This is a genomic window from Alteromonas sp. ABE4_545 (genome assembly GCF_056161325.1).
In genome coordinates this window covers 169,818-195,529 of record NZ_JBSWYY010000005.1, presented here as the reverse complement: position 1 = coordinate 195,529, position 25,712 = coordinate 169,818, and the positions used below count along the sequence as shown (strand labels likewise).

Here is a 25,712-nt window from a genome sequence, read left to right as displayed (position 1 = left end):
CAATGGGTAATCAAACCGTAGTGAGTATGGACAATATTCACAAGAAATACGTAGGTTCAGAGATAGAAACTCATGCTTTACAAGGTATTTCACTGAAAATTCATAGTGGTGAATTTGTTGCTATTACAGGGCCGTCTGGTTGTGGAAAATCGACGTTGCTCACGATCATGGGGTTACTTGATAGCGCCACCCAGGGCAATTTTAACATTAGCGGTATAGACACTAGTGGCTTGACTATCGACCAGAGAACGCAAGTGCGTAATCAGCACATAGGCTATGTTTTTCAGTCGTTTAATCTTATCGACAGCATGACAGTATTTGAAAATGTGGCGCTTCCGTTGGAACACAGAGGCGAGAAATCTGAAATTGTTAAAGCGGCTGTTATCGACGCGCTAGAGAAGGTGGGTATGCAGCACCGGATAAACTATAAGCCGAATCAACTCTCTGGAGGGCAGCAGCAGCGTGTGGCAATCGCAAGAGCGCTGGTCGGCAACCCTGATTTAATGTTGGTTGACGAACCGACCGGTAACCTTGATACCAAAAATGGCGATGCTGTGATGAAACTGCTCATGGAACTCAATCAACAAGGTTCCACCATCGTTATGGTGACTCATGACAGCCGTTACAGCGGATTGGTCGGCCGCCAAATACAATTGCTTGACGGTAAAATTGTGGGTGAAAAAAAGCTGCAACTCAGGCCTGAACAGGGGGTTGCATGAAGCTCTATCTCAATGCGTTTAAGCAGGGTATAGCCCGCCTGTTTACGCTTCCTCGTTTGAGTTTACCGCTCATTTCAACATTAGGGTTAACGTTGGCGGCGGTCCTCACCGTTGCCGCTGTAGCCAATACTCTGTTATTTAAGCCGTTACCGGATGTTGATGAGGTTGATTTACACCAAGTCGACTTACGTTTGGAGTTTAACGAAGGCTTGGTTGTGCCTTTTTTCAGCGACATTAGACGAGTTGCATCCGCCAAAGCATTTTGGACAGAGCAACTCGAATGGGCATATATATCGCCTGACAATACAACTGTGAGTGTGAACGGTAGTGATATCAATGTGACAAACTTTCACGCGTCTACCGGCGCTCCCGAAGTATTGGGGCTTGCTTTGATAAGCGGTAAGAGTAGCACGATTGAGAATGCTGCTGAGGGCGTATGGATTTCCAAAAGTTTGTGGCAATCAACTTTTGCTGGCACCACAGATTTAACCCACATGACCATTCGCCTTGAAGGCACGGACTACCCAATATTTGGTGTATACGACAACTTTACCAGCCTTAATACCGCGAGCTTAAGTGGCGATGCGCCACAACAGATTTGGCGATTTCAAGAACTGGCCCCGAGTTTGGCGTCGCCAGATACCATTAGGCTTAATCTCGGTCCCTTAGCTGTAGTTAGAGGACCTAAAAACTTGCTGCCGACTCAAGATGAGTTGCAGCAATGGTTTGTCAAATACGTCAACGATGAGATCACTATTGAGCGAGCAAAAGAGTTTTTACTGAATAAGAAGACGACGACAGCCGTCACCTCTTATCGCGATGCATTTATTGGTGATAGCGAACAGTTGGTTTTCGTTTTAGTTATTGCGATGGTGAGTTTGCTGATTATGGCGTGCTTGAATTTGCTCAATATATTTATTGCGCATTATCAAAGTCGCAACAAAGAATTTGCTATCCAAATTTGTATGGGGGCGTCAATCGGTAAACTTCGCGCTCTCATATTTGTAGAAAATTTACCTATGTTCCTAGTCGCAACCTTGCTAGGTTTAATTGCAGCGGGCTGGTTAATAGAAGTGTTACCGATTTTGTCTGGTGATAATCTGCCTTTACTCGACCAGATTTCTATAGACTCAACCAGTATTGTTATCGCGCTGGCTTTCATCATACTGATTAACATTGTCTTTGCGGCAATTGCTCTGATTCACGTTGATAAAACGGCACTTACTGAAAGTCTAAATTCGAGTGGTAAGGGCACGCCTGCGCAGCAAAAGCAAACCGTGAGTAAGCTGTTAATGGTGGTTCAACTCTCACTGGCAAGCGTTTTACTGGTAGCCGCCAGTATTTCGGTGAAAGACAGTTATAACAATACCTACCAAAACCTTGGCTACAAGATGCCCAATGCTTATGAAGTGAGTATGCCGGTTAGCGATGAGGCGTGGCAGGCGTCAATGGAAGAGTATGAGGCTTATCAAGGCAGCGAATGGCAGCAATTAAGACAAACCTTTGTTGAGCGTTTATCTCTGCTAGACGGCGATGTTTACGATATGAATGCGCTTCCCCTTACCGCTGATGTTTCAATGAGTGCTTATCCAGACCCAGAAACCGGGAACTCGGTGATGATCCGCCCCATGATGTGGGCTGAGGGTATGTTAGACGCGTTTGATATTAAATTATTGGCAGGGCGTGACTTAACTCAGGATGACATAGGGTTGTCTAACGTATTGGTATCTCAGTCGTTCGCGATGGAACGAACCAATGAAACCGATTGGGCGTCGATGGTGGGGCGTGAAATCAAAACGGGGGATGATGACGACGATATTTATAACGTCGTTGGTATTGTTGAAGATGTTGACCCCATGCCGTCAGCCACGTTGAATGTCAGCGCGCCTGAAATCTATTTTAGTACCCCAGCAAGAATGAGCTTTAACAGACTTTCGGCAGTGGTTATTATGCCTGAAGGAAAAGTGCTTAATGTTGAGCAGGTTACGAGTTTACTTAACGGAATTGACCCTCGACTCGGCGAGGTTACCGTGGAGTCTATGGAGAGACGTTGGGAGTTGGTCACACAAGCTACGCGTCTTAATATGATTGTGATTGCTGGTTTAGCGGTACTTACGCTGATGCTGGCTATTATCGGTGTGTCTGGGTTGAGCCAGATAACAGCTGGCCAACGAAGCTATGAACTGGCAGTCAGAATGGCCACGGGAGCAAAGCAAATGAGGTTGATGCAGTTGCTGTTGAAAGATTCGCTGTGGATGCTTGTGATTGGGCTAAGCCTTGGTGCCATTGCCAGTGTTTTTGCTTACGACTCAATGCGTGATTTGTTTGAAAGCGCTCCTTCATTTGACTGGCCTGCCGCGGTAATGATGAATATCGTACTCGCTATTGCTATGTTGGTGTCGGTGGCAATTCCGGGGTGGCGGGTTATTCGCAAAGACCCAATGCGCGCATTGCGAGAGTTATAAGCCAACGTGTTACCAATAAGTTTCTGATGTTGAACTGCCCCGAGGTAATGACAGCTTGGGGCTATTTATTTTTAAGGGGTGATATGCCAGTTACAAAAGGGCTCGTCGTGGTGGTAGATGATGATGAGGACATCCGCCTGGCATTGTCTATGCTGTTGAGCAATGAAGGTTATCAGGTTTTGGAAGCGTGCGATCCAAAAGCGTTAGCGCGCACGGTTGCTCAACAAAAACCGAATCTGGTGTTGCTTGATATGAACTTCACTAGAGATACCACGAGTGGTGGCGAAGGTTTAGAAGTACTCACATTATTGACTCAACAGCGTATTACTACCGTATTAATGACGGCATGGGGCAACATCGAACTTGCGGTAAAAGGCATGCAGTTGGGCGCTGCCGATTTTATCGAGAAGCCGTGGGATAATCGCAAGCTCGTTGAGCTTGTAGAAAAACACATTTACGCACGCCCTCAGCCAGCGACTAAATTACCCCAGCACAACTCATCAAGCTCAAACGCGACAGTTAGTGGGTGGGTTGCGCAATCGCCAAGCATGCTTGCGTTAGAAGAAATGATAGAGCAGGTGGCTGATACCCAAGCAAGCGTGCTGATCCTTGGGGAAAATGGCACCGGTAAGTCATTGCTCGCTCAACGACTACATCAATTGTCACGTCGACGACATGCGCCCTTTGTGTCAGTGAACATGGGCGCAATTCCTGAAAATCTCTTTGAAAGCGAACTTTTTGGGCACGTAAAAGGTGCGTTCACTGATGCAAAAGAGGCTCGCACTGGACGCTTTGCCCTCGCGCAGCACGGTACACTTTTCTTTGACGAGATTGGCGCGCTTCCTAGCGGCGTACAACCTAAGCTACTTCGTGTGTTAGAAAGCAATGAGTTTGAAGCGGTCGGCTCTAGCACAACCCAGAAAGCCGACGTGAGAATTATAAGTGCAACTAATGCGAATCTGAATGAGATGGTCGATAACGGCGCATTTAGGCGTGACCTAGTGTTTCGTTTAAACACCTTTATTTTATCACTCCCTCCACTGCGCAAACGAGAGCAAGACATTGCAGCCCTTGCACAGTGCTTTGTGGATAAATTTGCTGACAAATATCAAAAAAACACGTTGGTAATCAGTGAGGATGTTATTCAAAAACTTCATGATTATTGGTGGCCCGGCAATGTAAGAGAGCTTAGTCATGTCATGGAAAGGGCTGTGATATTGTGTCGAGAGGACGCCATATTGCCGTCTCATATTATGTTACCCGACAGCGAGGCACCGCCTTCTGTCAGTGAATTGAACACATTGCGAGCATTAGACGACGTGGAGTTTGATATGATCACCCAAGCACTTAAAAAGTATCATGGTCATGTGAGTAAATCTGCCAGTGCGCTGGGTATTTCGCGTAATGCACTTTATCGCAGACTAGAAAAATACCAGTTGAGGAAAGAAGATTTTGAAATTGAATAAGCGCTTTTATTCAACAGAGTTCAAAATCAAACTTATTCTCAGCGTGCTAGTAACAAGTTTTTTGTGCTTGGCGGCGGTGATCGGCATATTGTTAAATTGGTCGTTACTCGCTGTTTTAACGCTGTTATTCTTTCTGGCTTACCCGCTTTGCTGGGGAGCGTGGAAATCTTGGCAATATTGGCGCAGCTCAATAATGCGTGTGACGGCTTATGTGCAGAGTATCAATATGGGAGAGTCGGGTATTGCTTTGGCAAACAACAGCCGCTCAACGCTAATTGATGAACTGGTACATGAAATAGAGCAGTTGCAATTAAAGTCGGACACCACCGCTGCTGCTAACCCGCTACTGTCTATTTTATTTACTCAACTGTTTGAGGATACGCCCTTAGCGGTTATTGCATTTGACGACAATTTCACACTGATATATGCAAACCGTGAAGCCTACGCCATTAGTGAAATGAGCTTGTTACAGGGGATGCAGGCTACGCAACTTGGCTTCGTGATTAACAAATCGCAAATTTATCACCCTGCACTTGCAAAGAACTGGCGTTGCCAGTCGAGTACGATGAATTATCGGCAGCGAGCCGCGTATTTGTTTACCGCCGTAAACATTGCTTATGAACTAAAGCAAAGTGAGCAAGCGGTACAGAAGAATCTTGTCAGGGTGTTAAGCCATGAATTGCGCAATACACTCACCCCCATGTCATCAATGGCCGACACGCTGCTTTCGATGACGCAATGGAACACTGATCAGGTTCGCAATGTGTTAACGAGAGTTAAAACTCGCTCCGACGGATTACTTAACTTTGTGGAGCGTTTCGCCGAAGTTGCCAAAATTCCCGAGCCACATGTTGAGCGTTTTTCCTTAGACGGGCTTCTAGAGCAAGTGAAAGGATTGTTGAATGAACGCGACACATTGCATTTTGTGGGGCAGAACAGTTGCAGTGGTGATCCTCAGTTGTTTGCACAGGTACTTATCAATCTTGTGAAAAATGCAGTGGAATCAGTAGAATCTGGGCACGCTGAGATAGAAATTCAATGCTATTTGAAAGGGACGCAACAACACCTCATTGTCTCTGACAATGGTGCTGGCTTTTCCAATATCGATAATGCCGTCACGCCTCTTTTCACAACAAAACATCAAGGTGCTGGTATCGGTCTCACATTTGTTGAGTCGGTCATTAGCAAACACGGCGGAAAACTCAAACTGTCAAATAAACCTGACAAAGGTGCAGAGGTAGAGTTGGTTTGGCCGCTCTATCCCACTGAGCAATAAACACTCCTTCCCAACTAAAGCGCAGTATATACATTGCTGAACACTTTGATTTGTTCAGGCTTTTTTGTATCCGCGGCAGAATATTAATGAGCAAAATTCATCTTTGTTAGCGATTTAATTCAATAGTATGAAAAGTGTACGTTGATATAGTGTTAACAACACTGATACGTGGCAAATCGATTGCGTGAGGCTCACGGTAATAATGTGCACTACGCTGTAACTTAACTTTTGCCTGTCAACTGGAGCACAAATATGCCTAGGGCCTGTTGATCTTTGCTGCATATATTTCAATCAGCAGTACATGGGTAGCCACATCATCGAAAATGCCAGTGATACCATGCTGGCATAATTCCTTGCTAACTTTTCATACCTCGTTGATATTGAAAGATAATGCTTTATTCGAGCAAAAGCGTTTTCAACGAGGTGGCGATATTTATAGAGGCACCAATCAACACTGTCTTTGTCTTTATCCTGACCATAGTTTCGTTTGGGTATGACGGAGATACCGCCTCTAGCTTCAATATATTCTCTTAGTACATCACTATCGTAGCCTTTGTCACCCACGAAAATATTCACTTCCCGTAAATGGTCAACCAAACTTTGAGCCCGAGCGATGTCATTTCTCTGACCTTCTGATAGTTCAAAATAAATGGGAAGCCCGCCACTATCCACGGCTAAATGGATTTTTGTAGAGTTACCACCTCGGCTCTTTCCAATACACTCATTATCCGCAGTCGCTGCACCGGCACTCCATCTACCAAATTCTACTGGTAAATCACGCCATGGAACACCGGTTCTCAGTCGGTACAGTATTCCTTCAAAAGTCATTCTGTGTTCTGATTTATTATAAATGCGGTCTGTACTCTTCATTACTTGAAGTAGCTTTTGCCACCGCTGATCAGTTAGCATTAGTCTTGGCATGGTATTGGGTTTTAGTTTATTTTTGGCGAAACGAATTATAACGCTTTACCATGCCGCTCAAAAACTACTCACGAAAGATCAACAGGCCCTAGCCAGACACGCTATAAATGCTAAGGCAATTCCTTTACCATTGGGCTCAAATCATTATGGTAAAGAACGGAGCGGCGAAGCCGTCAGTTCGTGATAGAAGAAGGTTTCCCCCACATGCAAATAGCAATGATCGCCGCGATGGCTGAAAACCGAGTGATTGGCGCTGACAACGATATGCCTTGGCATTTACCTGCCGACCTGAAACACTTTAAACAGGCCACGTTAGGCAAACCAGTAATCATGGGGAGAAAAACCTATGAGTCTATTGGTAAAGCGCTGCCTGGACGTTTGAATATCGTGATTTCAACACGCGCTGACTATGAACTAGACGACGCTGTCGTGGTATCTACCCCTGAAGCCGCTTTGCAGCGCGCTAAGCAGGAAACAGTAGAGGAAATTATGGTCATTGGCGGCGGTACCATTTACGCATTGTTTCTCCCTTTAGCAACGCGCCTGTACTTAACTGAAATCGACTTATGCGTTGAAGGAGATACACAGTTCCCAGATTATCAGGCAGATGCAAAGTGGTCTGTGGTTGACTCACAGCAACACGAGCCCGATGAAAAAAACCGACATGCCTACCGCTTTATTACGCTTGAGCGTGTTCAGTAATAGGTGATGATGTGCTGTCAGTCGAAGCCTGCAAAATGCAGGCTTCTTTCTGAGCAGGTGAGGGGGTTAGCTTAAACGGTCAAACAAGTTTTCTAAATTTAAACCTTGATGACCCAGCATATCACGGAGGCGACGTAAGGCTTCGACTTGGATTTGGCGTACACGCTCTCGTGTAAGACCAATCTCAGCGCCTACATCTTCCAGCGTCGATGGTTCGTAACCTAACAAGCCAAAACGACGAGCTAACACTTCGCGTTGCTTAGGGTTGAGATCTTCAAGCCATTTCACAATATTTTGCTTAATGTCACTGTCTTGAAGATTGTCTTCTGGCCCGTAGTCTTTTTCGTCTGCCAGAATGTCTAGTAAGGCTTTGTCGTTCTCGCTACCAATAGGCGTGTCGACCGAAGTAATACGCTCATTGAGGCGAAGCATTTTACTTACTTCGTCAACGGGCTTATCTAGGGAAGCTGCAATTTCTTCTGCGGTGGGCTCATGATCCAGTTTTTGAGACAGTTCACGGGCGGCACGCAAATAAACATTAAGCTCTTTAACGACATGAATCGGCAAGCGGATCGTACGTGTTTGATTCATGATCGCACGTTCGATTGTTTGACGGATCCACCATGTTGCATAAGTTGAAAAGCGGAATCCGCGTTCGGGATCAAATTTTTCAACTGCGCGGATCAAACCTAAGTTGCCTTCTTCGACAAGGTCTAATAGCGCTAAACCACGGTTGTTATAACGACGAGCGATTTTAACCACTAAACGCAAATTACTCACAATCATGCGTTTGCGCGAAGCTTCACAGCCTTTCAATGCGCGACGGGCAAAATACACTTCTTCTTCTGCTGATAGTAAGGGGGAGTATCCTATTTCACCGAGATACAACTGTGTTGCATCCAGATTTTTATGGTTTGATTCTTGGGCAAACAAAGCCTCGTCTTTGTCTTCCACATCATTGTCAACGTCTTCAGTTTTTAACGACTCCGGCATATCGATGTCGTCATAGCTGTCTTGGGTTGTTTCGATAACAGTGTTTTTTACTTGACCCACAACTGTATCTCCTGCTCAGTAGATTACCTAATAACGTTCTCCATTCTCTTATTATTATTTATTGTTATTATGGTTTTTTTGGCAGATATCTAAGCGGGTCCAACGACTTACCCCGATATCTCACTTCAAAATGAAGCCTTACCGAATCAGTTCCACTATTCCCCATGGAGGCAATTTGCTGTCCTGCTTCAACCCATTGCTGTTCCTTTACCGAAATCGCATCGTTATGTGCGTAAGCGCTCAAAAAGGTGTCGGAGTGCTTAATTATCACTAAATTCCCGTAACCTCTTAGCGCGCTACCTGAATAGACAACTTTACCCGCGGCTGCAGCGTAAATCGGTGTGCCGCGTGGGGCTTTTATATCTATCCCCTTATTGCCAGATTCAGATCGGCTGAACGTGTCAACCAAATCTCCATTTGCAGGCCAGACCCAGCGAGTAACTTTATCTGGAAACGCAGGTTTCGATTTTCGTTTCGCAACACTGCTTTTTTGGTCGTTAACATTTCGTTCACTTTCACCATACGCCCGCTCAGATTTCGGGTCAAGCGCCTTTTTCTTAATCGATAATCTGGTCTGACCAGGTGGTGCTTTTGGCGTAATACTTTCGGCTAAGTGCTTACTACTTTTGACTAATTTTGGTGCCGTCAGCCGCAGTTTTTGACCGGGATAAATGACATAAGGTGGCTTGAGGTTATTGTACTTTGCGATATCCCTGTAATCGTTACCACTGAACCACGCAATGGCAAACAATGTATCCCCTTTTTCTACAGTGTAGGTCTTTTTTTGTACAATGTCATGGTCTATTTCAGATTGACTGTTTAACAAGGTCACGGGAGCAGGCACAGAGCGGGAGCTACAGCTCGTCTGACCAATAAGTACAAAAAGAATAAAGATTAGTCCGTTAACCTTGTTCATCGTCATAAGTGCTTATTTCAATGTGAGGTAGGCAGCTATCGCGAGCAATACTACACCCCAACCTAAGATTTCAATGTACTGCCTAAGTTGGGCTTCCATTTTGGCTCCGCCCCATCGCATTAATCCTGCGACAAGGTAAAACCTCGCTCCTCTGCCAATGGCTGAAGCAATCAGAAATGGAAAAAACGCCATGTTTAAGAAGCCTGCGCTAATTGTGAATATTTTGTAAGGGATAGGCGAGAAACCGGCGAGAAAAATTACCCAAACGCCGTATTGATGAAACCAGTTAATCGCGATTTCTAATTTGTGTGCATACCCAGCCGACTCGATCAATGGCTTTAACCAAACATCGAAGGCAAAGTACCCTAACGCGTATCCGGCAATACCGCCAATGACTGAAGCCAGCGTGGTGATCAAGGCAAACCGCCAAGCTTTGTCTGGCTGAGACAAAGACATAGGGGCGAGCATGACATCAGGGGGAATCGGAAAAAACATCGATTCAGCAAAGCTTAACAAGGCTAAGTAATATTGAGCAAAGCGGTGTTTTGCCCATTTTAGCGCCAGATCGTAGCAAGTTTGGAAGATCTTCATAGTAGATCTCCCGCAACTAAAGGCACAAATCGCACTGATTCTATAGTGTCGGTTTGCAACTCACCTTCGACATTATCAACGCATAATAGTTGTTGTTGTTCATTACCCACTGGAATAATCAGCCTGCCGCCTTGCTTCAATTGCGCGCACAAAGCCTCTGGTAGAGTCGCGGCGGCAGCGGTAACAATAATGGCGTCGTAGGGGCCTTTCGACGCCCACCCTTGCCAGCCGTCACCGTGCTTCATTGACACATTGTGTAAATTGAGCTGATTCATTCGTCTTTTGGCGTGAAATTGCAGTGTTTTGATACGTTCTACTGAGAAAACGTGACCAAAAAGTTGGGCTAGAATAGCCGTTTGATAACCCGACCCAGTGCCTATTTCTAAGACCTTTTCAGGCTTTTTATCTGTCTTTAACAACAATTCGGTCATTTTGGCGACAATATAAGGCTGCGAAATCGTTTGTCCCTGACCTATGGGTAATGCGGTATTTTGATAGGCTTTGTGCCTTAGCGCATCGGGGATAAATATTTCACGGGGTGTAGAGGCTATGGCGCTGAGCACCTCTTCATGTTGAATGCCTTCTTCCTGAAGCACTTGAGCAAGGGTTTGCCCTTTCCTCGTTGATCTAACCATTTTTTATTATTGTCCTTGAGTGCCTTTGCTTGTCATTATTTCTCTAGCCACACTTTCATTTCATCAATACTCTTATACGCAGTCATGTCTACGCTAAGTGGTGTGACCGAGCAGTATTGATTCGCGATGGCGTAAAAATCAGTGCCGGGGCCTGCATCCTGTTCAGCGCCCGATGGCCCATACCAATATATTTCTCGTCCGAATGGGTCGGTGTCTTTGGTCATGCCTTCAGCGCGATGGCGACGACCTTGTCGTGTGATTTGCACCCCTTGTAATGCGTCGTAAGGGACGTCAGGTACATTGACATTGAGTATTTGATTAGCGGGTAGTGGATGGGTTTGTAGCTTTTTAATAATGTCGACAACGACTTGTGCGGCTGTTTCAAAATGCTCGCCGTGATGACTCGTCAGCGATACGGCAATTGCTGGCAACCCCATATATCGACCTTCTGTCGCGGCGGCTACCGTACCTGAGTAAATAACATCGTCACCTAAATTAGCACCGTGGTTGATACCCGATACCACTAAGTCAGGCTCTTCATCTAAAAAGCAGTTTACGCCTAAATGCACACAATCAGAAGGCGTGCCATTGACCGAATAGAAGCCACTGTCCATTTTCTGAATGCGTAGAGGCTGATGAAGGGAAAGGGCATTACTGGCACCGCTACAATTGCGGTCAGGGGCAATTACCGTGACCTCATGATGTTCGCTAAGTGCCTTGTATAACACGGCAATACCCTTAGCAAAGACGCTGTCATCATTGCTCAGTAATATCTTCATTTAGGCTCCATTGAAATTAATATTCGCGCAGTACGACACACTCTCGCAACACACTGGTTGCAAAGCAGCCGGCAGGTAAAGAAAACGATAAGGTTACTGTATCACTGTTATGGTGCCATTCAAGAGACTCAGGCCAGATTCTTATCGCTCTTCGCTCCATTTTTAAGCCTGCTTGAGCGAGAAAATCGCAAACTTCTGGATATTGTTTAGCACAAGCTAATTCCCACGCGCCGCAAATTGCTGTTGTTGCGTTATTACCTTTGCCCCAGAGCGGAGCGGTGGGCGCAATATCCTGTGTTTGATAGCGGGTGTTTAACTCAGGGCTGATGGTGTCTTCAACAAAGAAGCTGTTTGACCCACTGAGGTTAAGTGCATCGCCAGCTAAAAGCGTATCTAAGCCATGCGCTTCGATGCGGGCAGACACAAATTCGTTAAACAACCAACTGCGAAGCGCAGACAATGCCATAGAGCGTTTGTTACGGTTTCGAATGGCTTCGCCTTGCACCATGCGCTCAGCCAATGCCAAGTTGCCGCCTTTTTGTACTTCACCCTCGTCATTTAGACGTTGTTGGCCAAAGCGTTGGGAGCCGTAATAATTTGGTACACCATGAACGCCAATAGCGGTAAGGCGCTGCTCTAACTCTTTGGCATCGGTAACATCGCGCAAGGTAATAATAAAGCGGTTGCCTTTGAGTTGCCCTGTTCTCAACTTTTTGTTGTGCCGAGTGTGAGACAAAATTGTGACACCCTCAAGACTAAACTGAGACCAATCGGGTTCTTCCTTACCGGGCAGATGAACGCCAATCCACTGTTGCGTTTTGGCAAATTTGTCTTTGCGGCCAGCATAAGTGACTTGCCTAAGCGGTACTTGCGCAAACTTCGCCAATGCTTCTGCGACAAATGCGGTATTGTTGTTTACTTTTTCAATGTAGAGAAAAACATGCTCGCCTTCGCCGCAAGGCTCGTAGCCTAAGTTTTCGATAACTTGAAAGTCTTCGGGATCGGCCTTAAAACGCGCTTCGCCTGTTGGCGTGCCGAGCAGGTATTGCCAGTGGTCGGTAGAAAGTGACAAACTCATACTTTGTTGATCAACACGACAGCGTGTGCCGCGATCCCTTCTTTTCGGCCGGTATAGCCTAGTTTTTCTGTAGTGGTCGCTTTTACATTGATCTGGTCGATCTGGGCTTCACAATCGGCAGCAATAACTTCGCGCATTGACGCGATGTGAGGAGCCATTTTAGGTGCCTGAGCCACAATGGTCATATCGGCATTCACTAAGGCATAGCCTTGTGCTTTGAGTAGGCCAATAACATGGCGCAGTAACACTCGACTATCTGCGCCAGCATATGCATCGTCGGTATCGGGAAAGTGCTTGCCAATATCTCCCATGGCAGCCGCTCCGAGTAGCGCGTCACAAAGCGCGTGGATCAGCACGTCACCGTCAGAATGCGCAAGCAAACCTTGTTCATAATCGATTTTGATACCACCAACGGTAATGGGGCCTTCTCCGCCAAATTTGTGTACGTCGAATCCGTGTCCAATTCTCATGGGTTACTGACCTTGTTGTAAATAGAATGCTGCCAGCGGTAAGTCGGCTGGACGGGTAATTTTGATATTAGCAGGGTTGCTGTCGATGAGTGCGACTTCGTACCCTGCATGCTCAATGGCTGACGCTTCATCTGTCACCGCGATATTGTCGTGTAGCGCTTGTTTTAACGCATCGCGTAACATCACGGTAGGAAACAGCTGCGGTGTGAGCGCATGCCACAAATGCTCACGGCTTTCTGTTTTCGCAATCGTGGCAGGAGATGCAAGACTGGCTCGTTTCATTGTGTCTCGTACTGGAGTGGCGAGAATGCCTCCCGCGCTAGCACTGTGCATTACCGACAATAGGGCATCGATATCGTCATGAGAAACACAAGGTCGAGCAGCATCGTGAACGAGTGCCCAACTCTCTGGCGCCAGCGTGGTTAACGCGGCGAGGACAGAATCAACACGCTCGGCACCTCCCTCTACTACCGTAAGCCAATCGGCATTGGCGCAGGGTAGCGTGTGAAAGTATTCGTCGTCAGGACTGATGGCCACCACCACTTGATTGATACTCGGGTGTGAAATAAGTTGCGCGAGAGTGTGTTCTAATATTGTTTTTTCGTGCAGTTTTAAATACTGCTTGGGGCGGTCTGCTTGCATTCTGCTGCCTATACCCGCAGCAGGTACAACCGCAATAACAGGGATTACAGCCATGATTATTCTGGGTCGGAAGGTAAAATTCGGTAAAAGGTTTCGCCATTTTTGATCAAGCCAAGCTCATTTCTCGCCCGCTCTTCGATGGCTTCTAATCCAATTTTTAGGTCGCTAATATCGGCTTTCAACAATACATTGCGCTGCACTAAGTTGGCATTCTGTTGACGCTGTTTCTCAACTTCTTGTTTGCGTTCGACGTAGTCGGGAATACTGTTTTTACCCCACCACAAACGGTACTGCAGTAAACCGAGCAATGTGAGCAAGGCTATCAGTATCCATTTATCGCGTAACACAACACCACCTTAATTTATCAGAGCTAAACTGAGCCAAATTGGATTGGCGTCAAAACGCCAGTAGCCCTCATTATGCAGCGTCTTGCGTTAAAAATCATTCAATTTACCTTTTAACTTATCGATGATGGATTGTTTCTTTTGGTCCAGCACATTAGAAAGTTCTGCTTTTAACAAATTTTGCAGTTGTGCACTGTCTCCTTGCGCAGCAGATAACCAGGTATCGATATTCGCCAATTGCCCATTTAACAGGTTTTGTTCAGTGCCTACTTTGGCTTGCAACTTCTGTTGAAGTTCGTCGAGCTTATCTTGCTGAGACGCGCTAACTTGGGCTAATGCCGCTTGCGCGAGTTGGTTGTCTAAATCTGACTTAATATTAAACCCTGGCGCAGAAATCGACCCATCTAAGTTCACTTGCATCGTTAATGATGTTAAGTCACTCAATACGTTAGCAATGGCTTGGCCAACTTTGTCTTCCCCAGTGGCGCTTAACACGAGTTCTTTTAAGTCCAGTTCACTGCTACCAGAAAGTTGGTTGTCTTCAATAGACAAAGAGCCTGCAAACGACAACAAGGCTTGTTTTAGTGCGGCATCTAATCTGTCTTGTTGAGCTAAGGTTATATTCGACAACGCAAGACCCGCCAGTTGCCAAGTTTGTGAAGCATCTATGCCATTTTCGTCGAGCCAGAATTTACCTTCGGCGGCAAAGTCTTCAATATCGCCACTTAATGCGCTGGCGGTAAAAGTAGTCGCTTCGCCGAGTAGGGCGTGATTGTCAGTAATGTTTTGCCATGCGCTGCTAAAGGTTTCATCGCCCCACTTTATTGACACATCCGCTTTACGCACAATCAGGTTGGGTGCAGTCGCGGCAATCGCGTCGGTGACGACCTCCTCGGCTTCGTCGCTGTTTTCTCCTGTTAACATGGGCAGAAGAAACTGTAAGCCGCCAATTAGGTATTGATTGTACTTGGCTACTTCGTCACCGAAGACCAATTGGGTCACATGGTTCAACGCTGCCTCATCGCCGTTAACGAGGCTTTTCATTAGGGCGTAGTCGTCTTTTCTGGCCTGATTCAAGTTACTCAGGCTTTCTCTGAGTGCGGCCTGCGCGTTTTTCGCATTTTCGGTAAAGTTACTGATCAGTGTTCTGTCTTCACTGATTGCGGTTTTTAACGCTTGTAACGTGTCTTTGGCTTTGAGTAGGGCTGCTGGATCTTTGTAGTCGGTGTCTTGTAGCGACTTTATCTGAGCTTGATAGGTTTTAATTTTTTCTTTGTCTGGCAACGCATTGTATTGCGTTTTAAGTGACTCGGCGTAGGTGTCGTAGTCTTGCTTTGCCTGTTGAGCCGCAGCGGTAGATTTAAGCGGCGAGTTTGCCAATAATTCATCGCTTGAAGGCAATGACGATTTGGCTGAAAGTACGAGCTTTTCCCAACTGAATGCACTGTTTGCATCGGGCTTGCGATAAACTTCGCCGTTTGTTGCTCGTTGTTGGTCAAACGCCACGTTGAGCAGTGACATTTGATTAATGACAATACGGCCTGAAATGAGAGACCCCCATTCGAGGTCGCTTTCGATGGTGCCTACTTCAATCTGATTGTGGCTTGGCTTCGACGGGTTGGTAAATTCAATGTCAGTTATTTCAACACGAAGAGGAAAAAGGCTGTGCTCAAAATCTCCGATGTTGACTTCTGCCCCTTGAGATTGACCCAGTTGGCTCTGCAATATCGATTTAATTACCATATCGGCAAACGCGAAATAGCTACCGAATACAAAAATAAAAAAACCGAGTACCCAATAACGTTTTTTACCGGTTGTCTTTGCCATGTGTTACTCCTTGAAATCCATTCGATGCGACCTGCTAGTGACAGTGTTAAACGCCTAAGCCGATAAAAAAGACCAATGCACAAGGCGAGCCAAAGGTGCAATGAGACTGTCAGAGCTTCACTATAACCAATCCACAATGGCTTGCACACACCTTCGAGGGCAAACTGCGGGCTTCTCGGACAAATCACAAGGGTGAGCATGCGACTCACCCTTGTGTCTTCAAAGAGGGACAGATCGTTATTACAACTTAAACTGATTCACGATATCCCGTAAACGTTCGCTGCTAGCATGCAGTGCATCGCTAGCCGACGATAGAGTTTTTGCTGTCTCCAGTTTGTTGTCGGTCGCGCCAGATAAGTCGGTAATGCGCTGCGCCACTTCTTTTGCTGCTGCGGCTTGTTGCTCTGTAACCCTGGCAATATGGCTATTTTGGCTGGATATGGTTTCCATGAGTTGGTTAACAGCCAATAACGTTTCGCTAGCGCGGTTCGCATTCCCTACCGTTTGTTCAGCAGAAGCTTGCGACACCTGAACCGCTTGCACAGCGTCTTTTACACCGGTTTGCAGTTGGGTAATGGTACTTTGAATTTCGTCTGTGCTATTGCTAGTTCGGCTCGCTAGGGTACGTACTTCGTCGGCAACTACCGCAAACCCTCGGCCTTGTTCTCCCGCGCGAGCTGCTTCAATTGCTGCGTTGAGAGCAAGTAAATTCGTTTGCTCGGCAATACCGCGAATTACATCAAGTACATTGCCAATGCTGGCGCTGTATTGTTCCAGTTGATTAACCACATCATTGACCGAGGTAATGTTGTTGGTGAGATGGTTGATTTCATTCACTGTAGCATTCATGGCTTGGGTGCCATTGCTGGTGTTGGTTTTTACCTGAACGGTGGTACTGTCAGCTTGTTCTGCATGGCGGCTGATTTCTTCAATTTGTGTGCTCATTTCCTCCATGGCCGACGCCACTTGGAACGTTAACTCACTTTGCATTTGTGCATCGCTGGTGCCACTTTGACTCGCGTTCGATACCGATAGAGCATTGTTACTCAGTTGTTCAACCGTGTCGCTGAGTTCCAGCATGGCACCATGTATCTTGTCAATAAACTGATTGAAATACCCCGCCAGATGGGTAATTTCATCTTTGCCGTCTACGTCCAGTTTACGGGTGAGATCGCCGTCTCCCTGGGCAATTTCTCTCATGCGGTCCGAGGTTGCACGAAGCGGCTGGGTAATGCTGTTAACAATGGCATACGTAATGCCAACGACCAGTAAAATACTAAACGCGCAGATCAGGATAATGGTATTGCGGAAACTGGCGAATTGCTCGTCTACCCAGACTAAGTATTCACCGGTACCCACAATGAGTTGCCAAGGTTTAAATAAAGACACGTAGGTGATTTTTGCAGTGGGTTCAGATTGCCCTGGTAATGGCCATTGGTAGCCAACAAAGCCCCCCCCGTTTTTGCGTACCACGTTCACCATTTCAGTAAACAATGCGACGCCGTTTGGGTCTTTAACTTGCGCGAGTGATTGGCCGTTGAGCTTGGTAGAAAGCGGATGCATTACCATCACGTTTTCAGGTGTCATTACCCAATAATAATTGTTTTCTCCGTAGCGAATCGCCGCGATAGCGTTAACAGCAGCCTCTTTGGCGGCTTGCTCTTCCATAACGCCTTTTGTCGACAGTGTGTGGTAGTGCTCTAAAATACTCACTGCCGCCTCGACTAATTGTTTGTTTTCTTCGTATGCCGTTTCTTTCAGTGTTTGATAGTGTTGATAGGCAGCAAAGGAAGACAAGCCAACTAATATGGTCACTATCACAACAACAATAATTGCTAAGCGTTGTAGCAGGCTGAAACTTCTTAACCATCCCATAATAATTCTCCACAAATATTTAACTTTCTAATGTTAGTCGAGGTTGAGATAATTCGCTCGCGGATTTTGATAGTTATCAAGTACCTGCAAATTGTTTGTAAATCCACGTTGCGCCGTCCCCTTGTCGCTACTACAATCGCGCCGTTTACGGGTAGTGACTAAATAAAACAAAATAGTGAGATAAGCAGTCTAAAAGCGCTGTTTAACAACCTGTAGCAGATACACTGGCAATGATACAGTGCCCGAAAAGTGATCTCTTCCTACAATTAATACGATACCAATGGGAGAGGTTTTATTTTTATCATCGTCCAAGACATATAAGGGTTTCAATGCTCACTCAAGACGACTATACATTCGCAACAACACCTACACGACAGATTATTCGCGACTATTATCGCATTCGCGAGACCGAAGCGATTGACCGAATTTTACCTATTGCCGAAGTGAACCCAAGAGCACGTAGCCGAGCTTGGGAGCGCGCGCGCCGCATGGTACTGCAAATTCGCCGCGAGCAAGAGGGCCACGGTGGCGTAGATGCGCTACTTAACGAGTATTCGTTATCGACCGCAGAAGGTGTGGTACTCATGTGTTTGGCAGAAGCCTTATTACGGGTGCCAGACAAAGCGACCCAAGAAGAGCTGATCCGCGACAAATTGTCGAAAGGGCAATGGACACCGCACTTGGGGAACAGCGAATCGATTTTCGTTAACGCGTCGGCTTGGGGTTTGTTGTTTACCGGTAACATGGTGAATTACGCAGACAAGCGTAAGAGTGAGCAGTTTGGACTATTAAAGAAAACGCTTGGTCGATTAGGCGAACCTGTTATTCGCCGCGCCATGACTATTGCGATGAAGGTCATGGGTCGCCAATTTGTAATGGGCGAAACCATTGAAGACGCAGTAAAGCGCGCGGAAGATAAAGAGAAAAAAGGCTACGTATATTCTTACGACATGCTTGGTGAAGGCGCACGTACCATGCATGACGCCGATCGTTACTATCAAGCGTATGTCGACGCTATCAAAGTGATTGGTAAAGCCGCTGCCGGGCGTGGACCTCGTTTGTCACCGGGCATTTCGGTCAAATTATCTGCTATTCATCCGCGTTATGAACTCACGCATCGCGAGCGCGTGATGGAAGAAATTCCGCCGCGTTTGAAAGCGTTGTGTTTGATGGCAAAAGAATACGACATCGGCTTAACCGTGGACGCGGAAGAAGCGGATCGTTTAGATATTTCATTGGACATCATTGAAACCGTATTCCGCGACCCAGAACTTGAAGGGTGGAGCGGTTTTGGTTTAGCGGTCCAAGCTTATCAAAAACGCGCTATTCACGTGATTGAATGGTTGCGAGAGCTGACGCTGGATGTCGGTCGCAAGATGATGGTGCGCTTGGTAAAAGGCGCTTACTGGGATACAGAAATTAAACTGACCCAACAAGCGGGTGTGGATGAGTTCCCCGTTTTTACCCGTAAATCATCGACCGACGTTTCTTATCACGCGTGTGCCAACCGTTTGTTGGAGTATCGCGATACCATTTATCCTCAGTTCGCCACGCACAACGCCTACACGGCGTCAGTGATTGTGGAGTTAGCGGGTGACGACAAAGAAGGGTTCGAATTCCAGTGTCTACACGGCATGGGCGACACTTTGTACGACCAAGTGGTTAGCGAAGAGAAAATTCAATGCCGCGTATATGCGCCAGTGGGCGTGCACGAAGATTTGTTGGCTTACTTGGTGCGTCGTTTGTTGGAAAACGGTGCAAACTCATCGTTTGTAAACGCGATTGTTGACGATACCAAACCCGTTGAAACCCTACTGGAAGACCCAGTAGAAAAAACGCAACGTTTGAAAGTGCGTTACAACAACCTGATTAAACGCCCTATCGATTTATACGCGCCAGAGCGCAATAACTCACGCGGGTTAGATTTGTCGGATATTAATACTCTGTATAACTTGAAATACGAGTTAGACAAGTGGGGCAATATCTACAAAGAATCGAGCGATATCCCTGAAGGGGCGGTAGCAGTGAAAAACCCTGCCAACCACGCCGACATTGTAGGTATTCATTATTACGCTGACGAAGAAAAAATTCGCAATGCATTAGACACCGCCCATCGGGGTTTCACCTCTTGGGCACGTGTACCGGTTAACGAGCGAGCCGACATTCTCCGTCACACCGCAGATGCGCTTGAACGTCATATGTCAGAGCTTATTGCTCTGTGTATTCGCGAAGCCGGTAAGGTCACCCAAGACAGTATTGACGAAGTGCGAGAAGCCGTTGATTTTTGCCGTTATTACGCGGTAAAAGCCGAAGAACTGGCAGAAGATACCCGTTTACAACCCCGTGGTGTGGTGTTGTGTATTAGTCCGTGGAACTTCCCGTTAGCTATTTTCTTGGGGCAAGTTGTTGCTGCATTAGCAACGGGTAACACCGTGGTAGCAAAACCTGCTGAACAAACCAGCATGATTGCGGTACGCGCAATGGAAATTATGCGTTCTGTTGGTCTTCCTGAGAGCGCGCTACAAGTACTCGTAGCACCGGGTGCTGATGTAGGTAAGGTATTGCTGCCAGATGAGCGTGTGAAAGCCGTCATGTTCACCGGTTCTACTCAAACCGGTACATTTATCTCACAAGAGTTAGCCAATCGCGGTGGGGAACAAGTGCCGCTTATCGCTGAAACTGGCGGCCAAAACTGCATGATCGTTGACTCAACCGCATTGCCAGAGCAGGTGATTGACGACGTTATTCACTCGGGCTTCCAAAGTGCGGGGCAACGTTGTTCTGCGCTTCGAGTGCTGTTTGTGCAAGAAGATGTTGCCGACACCATTACGACGATGCTCATTGGTGCTATGAAGCAACTGCATCTAGGTGACCCTGCTTTCTTAAGCACAGACATTGGCCCTGTGATTGATGAAAAGGCGTTAAAGAGCCTGAAGGCACACGAAGCCTTTATGCAAGACAAAGGCAAGTTACTGTATCGTTCTGAACTACCCGCCGGGGCGAGTAATGCTACATTCTTCCCTCCCACGCTTTATGAAATTGAAAATATCAATGTTCTTGAGCGTGAAGTGTTTGGACCCGTAGTACATATCGTGCGCTTTAAAGGCAAAGAGCTGCTAAATGTGATCGAGCAAATCAATGGTACAGGCTTTGGTTTGACCATGGGGATCCACTCTCGTATTGAAGAGCGTGCCAATGAGTTAGCGCGATTGAGCCGAGCGGGTAACGTGTACATTAACCGCAACATGATTGGGGCGATTGTTGGTGTGCAACCATTTGGTGGTCGAGGCTTATCGGGCACAGGTCCGAAAGCTGGTGGGCCAAACTACCTATCGCGTTTGATGATGGAAAAAGCGACACCAAAACCAAGCGAAATTGATACTGAAGAAGCCGTAGACAGCGCATTAACGGGTTCCGATGATCAGGCAAAAGAAGCCGCTAAATTGATGGCTGAGGCCTATGAAGTTGAAGGTAAATGGCGTCACACACCATTGATCGACCGTATTTCAAGTGTACGTCAGCTGTTGGCTAAAATTGCCACCGTTGATATTGTCGATGAATTGGCCGACGACTTAAACCGCACTCTCGCCACTGCGCGTACGCAGCTAACCGCTATTGAACGTAAACTGGCTAAACCAATCACCCTACCAGGGCCAACGGGTGAGTCGAATAAGCTGTATCTTGAGCCGCGCGGAATCTTGGTGTGCTTCGCCGATAAAGAAGTAACCTTCGAGTACTGGGCTTTGTCAATTGTTACCGCATTGGCAACGGGTAATGCGGTTGTGTCTGTGGTGTCAGATTTGTTCTATCAAGAAGCAATGGCATTCAAAGAAAAACTGGAACAGTCAGGTGCACCTAAAGGCGTGTTCCAAGTTGCTCGTTTGAGTCACCTAGATAGCTTGCTAATGGATGAGCGTTTGGCCGGCGTTGTCGTAGATAGCCACACTGAACGTACGGCCCAAATTACGGCAATGTTGTCGAGCCGCGAAGGTGCAATTTTGCCCGTTATCACTGCTGAGTATAACGATAAACTGATCCAGCGCTTGATGACGGAAAAAACCGTGAGTATCGATACTACGGCTTCCGGTGGTAACACATCATTGATGACGATGGTGGAAGACGACGAGTAATCGCGACTTTCTAATCTCTATTAAAAAGCCCCGCTCTCTTGGATGAGGCGGGGCTTTTTGCTATTGATGATTGAAGGCCTCGAGGGCGTGTTACATCCAATTGTCTCTGCGACGACGCTTCGGTAGCGCAATGGTAAGAATAACGCCTAAAATCACACCGCACCCAGCGATAAGCCCGCCACGGGTTAACCAGTTAAATAGTTCACTTTGATCTTGAGATTCGACCAAGGCTTGCGTGTCTTCAAGTTGCTTATTAGCTTCAGCCAACTGGTTTTGCAACGCTTTAATCTGGCTTTGCGCTTGTTCGAATTGTGCTGACATATTATTCGACTGCGACATGGCGGCTTCTAAACTGTCTTGTGTTTGTTGCAGTTGTTGTTCGGCCTGCGGCAACAAAAAACGGCGGGATACGCTGTCAGTAACGTATTCAGACTCTATCCAGCCAGTGCGTTCTTCGCCATCGACAACTTGGGTAAAACTGCCATCTTCGCTCGTGTCTAGAACAGTAATGGGCTCGCCCGCGTTAATGGAACCGAGAATTCGGTAATTTCGACTAGGCCCCGTGTGCATGAAAATGTAGAGCTCGTCAGACACATAATGTTTTGCATCCGGCAGTGAGGCATCGCTTTGTTGGGCCATCACATTTTGAGCAAGCAAACAGGTTAGCAATAAAAGCCAGCGAGAACGCATAAAAATACTCTTGGTAATAAAATCAAATTGATAACGATGGTAGGGGGATGCGCGATTAAACGCAAGTCACAGCAGATTGTTCGCTTAAATCTGCGATAGAGTACTCTGTTGTTGTGTGGTGTTTGCCAAACGTCGATGACACGGGTAATGTGTCGGATTAGCACAATAGTTACTTCACAATATCGACAGCATGTCTGAAATAGAAATTAAGTTTGTAAGCCGAACCCGCGCCCAAAGCGAGTTTGAGCAAGAAGTTTTCCCCTTATTAGTACAGCAAGGCGCATCCGTTTCCAACGCAGAAAAAAAGCGCCTGCAAAACGATTACTTTGACACCCCAGAACAAGATTTTGAGCGCCAAAAAATGGGGATGCGAATTCGTGGATGTAACGGCGAGTATGAACAAACGGTTAAAACAAACGGCAAAGTGAGCGGTGGTTTACACGAGCGGGCTGAATACAATATTCCGCTGTCGAAAGCAGAAGCCGACCTGACGAAGTTTGATCCTAACATCTGGCCAGATGACTGGGATATCGAAGCTATGAATGACGTGCTCGTTAGACAGTTTAGTACGCATTTCGAACGCACTGCTTATCAAGTTCGATACGACGATGCACACATTGAACTTGTGTTTGACCAAGGCGCGGTGATCACCGACAAAGCTGAATCGGACTTGAACGAAATTGAGCTTGAAATTGTAAGTGGGAATACGGCGCGATTGTTCGATTTAGCACAAACACTGATGGAGTTTTTACCGATACGGTTAAGCGATGTGTCGAAAGCCCAGCAAGGCTATCAACTCCTTCATGGTACGCCGTCGCAAATTAAGCCGCTGCCTGCATTTTTAGCGCTTAACGACAACGAAACTACTGAAAATGCGTTTTGTTTGGCGGTGAAATGCGCGCTGGATCATTGGCAATATCACGAACATGTTTTTCTAGAGACAGGCGCAGAGAAAATGCTCGCTGAAGTGAATCGAGCTATTCGATTATTGCTTCAGAGTTTCTCCTTGTACTTGCCTGTGCTTCAGTGCCCAGAAATGCTGCGTACCCATAAGTCATTGCTCGATTTTATGGAAAGCTGGATGTGGCAAGACGACCTGCAAAGCTTGCGATATCTCTTGTCTAAAAAGAGCTTGTTTGCAAAGTGTTTGTCGAAACAGCCCGCATTACAGAGTTATTTGCAGGGAAGAAAGGCCGGTCTATTGCAAGCCCACGATCCTGAAGGGGTGTTTTTCAACTCGGAATCGACAGCGCTGAAGCTGGGGATTAGCCAAATACTCAATACACAGCCTTGGCGTAAGCAAGTGAAGGGGTATGACTCACCGGTCATGGAGCATGCTAAAGGATGGATGTCTCAAGGCTGGCAAACCGTACAAACCAGTATGCCGCACAAGAAAACCATGCACGCGAGCAATTACATTGCGGTAGAAATGATGCTTCGACAAACCTTGTTTAACGGCTTTTTACTCGGCGAATTATTTGCGTCAACGCGGGGGCAATTTCGTGCGCCTTGGCTGGATATTCTCACTGGTATTGACGAGCTACGCGCTCAGGTGATGCTCAAAGAAACTCTCCACGAAGCCGAGGTAGAAGAGCAGGAGTCCATGTTGGAATGGATCAATGAGAAAACCCAAAACCTGTTAAAAGTGATGGAGCGCAGCAGACAAGTCGCGATGAATGCCGACGTGTACTGGTAAGCCATGATGTCGGTAGAGATTATTCTGCTCTCGGTTGTGGGCTTGTGGTTGGTGTTATTGATTGCCCTTGTTTCACATTTCAAAGAGTTAAATTCGCCACAAACGTTGTTCATTGCCTGGTTGATCACCCCTTTGCTGTGTTTAGACGAGTGGTTGGCGTTTTCAGGAACTCCTAATTCTGTTTTACAAGGGCAGTGGCATTATGTCTTGCCTTTGCTGTTTCTACTGTATCAGCAAGTGCTATCTCGCATGGTCGTGGTGAATACTAAGGGGCGACGCCGTTGGTATGGCGTGGCGGTTGGGTTAGTTTTCGCGAGTCAGTTACCACGATTATTTTTTGCCGACGTGCCTACAGCCCCGATTGGTCAGCCATTGTTGTACTGGATGGTTTATGCGCCTTATTTTTTAAATGGCGTCGCCATGTTGGGCATGGCTATTTTTATGACAGATGAGGTGCAGCAATATCACAATACTCTGCCCGAACAAGTGGTAGATGTGGGCTTTTTTAAATTGAAAGGGCTCACTACCGTTATGGGGCTAAACGTAGGTATTGCCTTTGTTAATGTGTGTATGTTGATAATAGTCGGGCTAGGTATAGTGAATTTTGCCCAGTGGCCTGCGGTGTTTCACTTGAGTGTTGTTATCAGTACTTTGTTAATTTTGGCCGCGTTTGTCAGGGTGAAGCGGTTTTCTCCATCGCCACTCAATCCCGCAAGAATGAAAGAGTTGGAAGCCAAGGAAAAAGTGTTGCAGGCAACATTGGAGCAAGCCGAGCATGCAATGATAAAGCTGAAAGCGTACAAAGTTATTGGCCTGACACTCGCCGACTTTGCCAAGCGCGCTAACATTGACGCCACAACATTAGCGGTTGCGACGAAAAAGTTACGCAAACGCAATTTTCGGGCATTTGTTTATCACTACCGCTTAGAGTATGCGAAAAAAGTGCTGCTGCGCACAGACACTAAAGTGTCTAAAGTGGCCAAGCGATTGGGGTTTGGCTCTGAAAAGTTTTTAAGTGGTGCGTTTGTGCAATATATGAACCAGATGCAGCAACAAGAGCGTCGTTAACACAGCAGGTTAACGAGGCTTTATCACTAACCGTGTAAGGCGACGAATTTTTCGGCCAACTGGTCGACCGTTTCGACACAGGCGGGGTCAGGTTTAATGCAGTCGATAGGGCACACAGGTACACAACTCGGGGTGTCGTAGTGTCCAACGCATTCTGTACACAGCGACGATGCGATGGTGTAAATATTGCTGCCCATCGAAATGGCTTCATTAGGACATTCAGGCTCACACATATCGCAGTTGATACAGCTGTCTAATATCTTTAATGCCACAGTACTCCTCACTTTACATGATTAATAAGCGTGAAATGTAGAGGGCTTTGCTTCTGACAGCAAGGGCTGTCTAAGCGGTAGTTGATATAACGCAAAT

General features: G+C 46.6%; 22 protein-coding genes. 8 read left to right on the top strand and 14 right to left on the bottom strand.

What is annotated here, in order from left to right:
* Positions 1-2 precede the first annotated feature (2 nt).
* The 4 genes from ACXAH6_RS07250 (at position 3) to ACXAH6_RS07235 (ending at position 5,926) form a co-directional block, all read left to right on the top strand.
* Complete coding sequence (locus ACXAH6_RS07250) at positions 3-719, top strand: ABC transporter ATP-binding protein (protein ID WP_474875976.1); 717 nt, start codon at positions 3-5, stop codon at positions 717-719.
* Positions 716-3,184 (top strand): FtsX-like permease family protein, encoded by a 2,469-nt coding sequence (locus ACXAH6_RS07245; protein WP_474875975.1) that lies wholly within the window; start codon positions 716-718, stop codon positions 3,182-3,184. The genes ACXAH6_RS07250 and ACXAH6_RS07245 overlap by 4 nt, the downstream gene beginning before the upstream one ends.
* Positions 3,185-3,267: 83 nt before the next feature.
* On the top strand, positions 3,268-4,650 hold the full coding sequence (locus ACXAH6_RS07240) for a sigma-54-dependent transcriptional regulator (protein ID WP_474875974.1): 1,383 nt from the start codon (positions 3,268-3,270) through the stop codon (positions 4,648-4,650).
* Complete coding sequence (locus ACXAH6_RS07235; RefSeq protein ID WP_474875973.1) at positions 4,637-5,926, top strand: sensor histidine kinase; 1,290 nt, start codon at positions 4,637-4,639, stop codon at positions 5,924-5,926. Before ACXAH6_RS07240 ends, ACXAH6_RS07235 begins: the two co-directional genes overlap by 14 nt.
* A 291-nt stretch (positions 5,927-6,217) precedes the next feature.
* Here the strand turns inward: ACXAH6_RS07235 and ACXAH6_RS07230 are convergent, their stop codons facing one another.
* On the bottom strand, positions 6,218-6,847 hold the full coding sequence (locus ACXAH6_RS07230) for an IS5 family transposase (protein ID WP_474875972.1): 630 nt from the start codon (positions 6,845-6,847) through the stop codon (positions 6,218-6,220).
* 204 nt (positions 6,848-7,051) lie between these two features.
* On the opposite strand from ACXAH6_RS07230, the gene folA reads away from it, so the two are divergent.
* Positions 7,052-7,549 carry a type 3 dihydrofolate reductase gene (folA, locus tag ACXAH6_RS07225; RefSeq protein ID WP_474875971.1) on the top strand — a complete coding sequence of 166 codons (498 nt, stop codon included), beginning with the start codon at positions 7,052-7,054 and terminating at the stop codon, positions 7,547-7,549.
* Between the two features lie 66 nt (positions 7,550-7,615).
* On the opposite strand, the gene rpoS is transcribed toward folA, so the two are convergent.
* From rpoS to ACXAH6_RS07170, 11 genes are all read right to left on the bottom strand, one after another.
* Positions 7,616-8,602: an RNA polymerase sigma factor RpoS gene (gene rpoS, locus ACXAH6_RS07220; RefSeq protein WP_474875970.1), complete on the bottom strand. Its 987-nt coding sequence runs from the start codon at positions 8,600-8,602 to the stop codon at positions 7,616-7,618.
* Between the two features lie 67 nt (positions 8,603-8,669).
* Positions 8,670-9,518 carry a peptidoglycan DD-metalloendopeptidase family protein gene (locus tag ACXAH6_RS07215; RefSeq protein WP_474876050.1) on the bottom strand — a complete coding sequence of 283 codons (849 nt, stop codon included), beginning with the start codon at positions 9,516-9,518 and terminating at the stop codon, positions 8,670-8,672.
* A gap of 12 nt (positions 9,519-9,530) precedes the next feature.
* On the bottom strand, positions 9,531-10,109 hold the full coding sequence (locus tag ACXAH6_RS07210; protein ID WP_474875969.1) for a YqaA family protein: 579 nt from the start codon (positions 10,107-10,109) through the stop codon (positions 9,531-9,533).
* Positions 10,106-10,744: a protein-L-isoaspartate(D-aspartate) O-methyltransferase gene (locus ACXAH6_RS07205; protein ID WP_474875968.1), complete on the bottom strand. Its 639-nt coding sequence runs from the start codon at positions 10,742-10,744 to the stop codon at positions 10,106-10,108. Before ACXAH6_RS07205 ends, ACXAH6_RS07210 begins: the two co-directional genes overlap by 4 nt.
* A 35-nt stretch (positions 10,745-10,779) precedes the next feature.
* Positions 10,780-11,523, bottom strand: coding sequence for a 5'/3'-nucleotidase SurE (gene surE / locus ACXAH6_RS07200; RefSeq protein ID WP_474875967.1), 744 nt, complete (start codon positions 11,521-11,523; stop codon positions 10,780-10,782).
* 16 nt (positions 11,524-11,539) lie between these two features.
* Positions 11,540-12,601 (bottom strand): tRNA pseudouridine(13) synthase TruD, encoded by a 1,062-nt coding sequence (gene truD / locus ACXAH6_RS07195; protein ID WP_474875966.1) that lies wholly within the window; start codon positions 12,599-12,601, stop codon positions 11,540-11,542.
* Entirely contained in the window at positions 12,598-13,071 is a 474-nt protein-coding gene (ispF, locus tag ACXAH6_RS07190) for a 2-C-methyl-D-erythritol 2,4-cyclodiphosphate synthase (RefSeq protein WP_474875965.1), read from the bottom strand. The genes truD and ispF overlap by 4 nt, the downstream gene beginning before the upstream one ends.
* A gap of 3 nt (positions 13,072-13,074) precedes the next feature.
* Positions 13,075-13,767 (bottom strand): 2-C-methyl-D-erythritol 4-phosphate cytidylyltransferase, encoded by a 693-nt coding sequence (gene ispD, locus ACXAH6_RS07185; protein WP_474875964.1) that lies wholly within the window; start codon positions 13,765-13,767, stop codon positions 13,075-13,077.
* A gap of 2 nt (positions 13,768-13,769) precedes the next feature.
* Positions 13,770-14,060: a cell division protein FtsB gene (gene ftsB / locus ACXAH6_RS07180; protein WP_474875963.1), complete on the bottom strand. Its 291-nt coding sequence runs from the start codon at positions 14,058-14,060 to the stop codon at positions 13,770-13,772.
* An 87-nt stretch (positions 14,061-14,147) separates the two neighbouring features.
* Positions 14,148-15,884, bottom strand: coding sequence for a TIGR03545 family protein (locus tag ACXAH6_RS07175; RefSeq protein ID WP_474875962.1), 1,737 nt, complete (start codon positions 15,882-15,884; stop codon positions 14,148-14,150).
* A gap of 240 nt (positions 15,885-16,124) precedes the next feature.
* Positions 16,125-17,759 (bottom strand): methyl-accepting chemotaxis protein, encoded by a 1,635-nt coding sequence (locus ACXAH6_RS07170; protein ID WP_474875961.1) that lies wholly within the window; start codon positions 17,757-17,759, stop codon positions 16,125-16,127.
* A 329-nt stretch (positions 17,760-18,088) separates the two neighbouring features.
* On the opposite strand from ACXAH6_RS07170, the gene putA reads away from it, so the two are divergent.
* Positions 18,089-21,889 (top strand): bifunctional proline dehydrogenase/L-glutamate gamma-semialdehyde dehydrogenase PutA, encoded by a 3,801-nt coding sequence (putA, locus tag ACXAH6_RS07165; RefSeq protein WP_474875960.1) that lies wholly within the window; start codon positions 18,089-18,091, stop codon positions 21,887-21,889.
* Positions 21,890-21,979: 90 nt separating this feature from the next.
* On the opposite strand, the gene ACXAH6_RS07160 is transcribed toward putA, so the two are convergent.
* The gene (locus ACXAH6_RS07160; RefSeq protein WP_474875959.1) at positions 21,980-22,579 is read right to left on the bottom strand and encodes a TIGR04211 family SH3 domain-containing protein; all 600 of its coding nucleotides are present in this window, start codon (positions 22,577-22,579) and stop codon (positions 21,980-21,982) included.
* A 190-nt stretch (positions 22,580-22,769) separates the two neighbouring features.
* On the opposite strand from ACXAH6_RS07160, the gene ACXAH6_RS07155 reads away from it, so the two are divergent.
* On the top strand, positions 22,770-24,275 hold the full coding sequence (locus ACXAH6_RS07155) for a CYTH domain-containing protein (protein WP_474875958.1): 1,506 nt from the start codon (positions 22,770-22,772) through the stop codon (positions 24,273-24,275).
* 3 nt (positions 24,276-24,278) lie between these two features.
* The gene (locus tag ACXAH6_RS07150) at positions 24,279-25,343 is read left to right on the top strand and encodes a helix-turn-helix transcriptional regulator (RefSeq protein ID WP_474875957.1); all 1,065 of its coding nucleotides are present in this window, start codon (positions 24,279-24,281) and stop codon (positions 25,341-25,343) included.
* A gap of 26 nt (positions 25,344-25,369) precedes the next feature.
* On the opposite strand, the gene ACXAH6_RS07145 is transcribed toward ACXAH6_RS07150, so the two are convergent.
* Positions 25,370-25,615: a YfhL family 4Fe-4S dicluster ferredoxin gene (locus ACXAH6_RS07145; RefSeq protein ID WP_474875956.1), complete on the bottom strand. Its 246-nt coding sequence runs from the start codon at positions 25,613-25,615 to the stop codon at positions 25,370-25,372.
* Positions 25,616-25,712: the final 97 nt, after the last annotated feature.